Source organism: Gammaproteobacteria bacterium (assembly GCA_003696665.1).
Taxonomy (GTDB): Bacteria; Pseudomonadota; Gammaproteobacteria; order Enterobacterales.
Window position 1 is genome coordinate 1 of sequence record RFGJ01000506.1, and the last position, 1082, is coordinate 1082.

General features: G+C 50.6%; 1 protein-coding gene. It reads right to left on the minus strand.

Features of this window, described 5'->3' with window-relative positions:
* Positions 1–191 precede the first annotated feature (191 nt).
* A partial coding sequence (locus D6694_12315) for a hypothetical protein (GenBank protein ID RMH38478.1) occupies positions 192–1082 on the minus strand: 891 nt, incomplete at its 5' end.

A 1082-nucleotide genomic window follows, 5' to 3' on the forward strand; every position in this document is an offset into this window, starting at 1 on the left:
GCAGAAAATAGACCTTAATGCAAAACGCCCCCGCCGGGGGACGTTGGCAAAATGTGTGGGCGCGGAGGGGCTCGAACCCCCGACCTCACGGATGTGAACTGTGTATGTCGACAAAAATTTGGCAGGGTGATCAAGGGTAGTGCGCAACAGAAAATGCCGCATCTGTTGCGCACTACCCATCATGTCTGGATTTATTTGAACCAGTTTTTGACTGGCGAAGCCAAATTATGTGCGAGTTTCAGGTCTTTTTGCACGATAGTCAGGTAACGCTTGACCATATCCAGGGTAGAGTGGCCCAGCAATGCTTGTAAAGCGTAAATGTTTCCTCCATTGCGCAAAAATTCGATGGCAAATGTGTGCCGCATTCTGTGAGGGTGCGCATGGATGACGCCTGAGCGGTCTCCCAGACGCTCATAAAGTTGCCGAAGGGTGTCTCTGCGCATGGGGTTGCCATGGACGTTGACAAACAAAAGCGCATTACGATTGGCTCGCGAGCGAGTTTCCGAGATATTCCTGGTAGACAGGTATTGCAGGAGGGCATTTGCGGTGGCGGTGGAAAATATCAGTCGCCGCTCTTTGCTTCCTTTCCCGAATATCAACACTTCCCGTTTCGAAAAATCGACATCTTTCAGACGAATGCGCCCCAGTTCTGATGCGCGAATGCCAGTATCCAGCATGAACAGAAGGATGGCCTTGTCTCGCTTGGGATTTTGCCCTTTTTGGGCTGCGTTTATCAACGCCACCACATCACTATGGGAAAAAGGAATGATTTCACGTTGTTCGGGGCGCGGCGGTGTAACCTTGCGGATGATGTTTTCAGGGCACAAACCGGCTTGCGTTGCCCAATTCCACATGGATGACAGTCCGGTGTGATAATTCAAGACAGTTTTCTTGCTGACTGTTTTCGTGCTGGCGAGGAAACGGGACACCGTGGATACCGTGATATCCATGATGTCGGTGTCTTCACCGTCCATTGTCTCATCCAGAAAACGCAAAAATTTCTTGTACGTGTTGTTATAGTCAGACAGAGTGTGTTCTGACAGGCGTTGGGCACGCTTGGCCTCGATGAAACCGGCATAGAC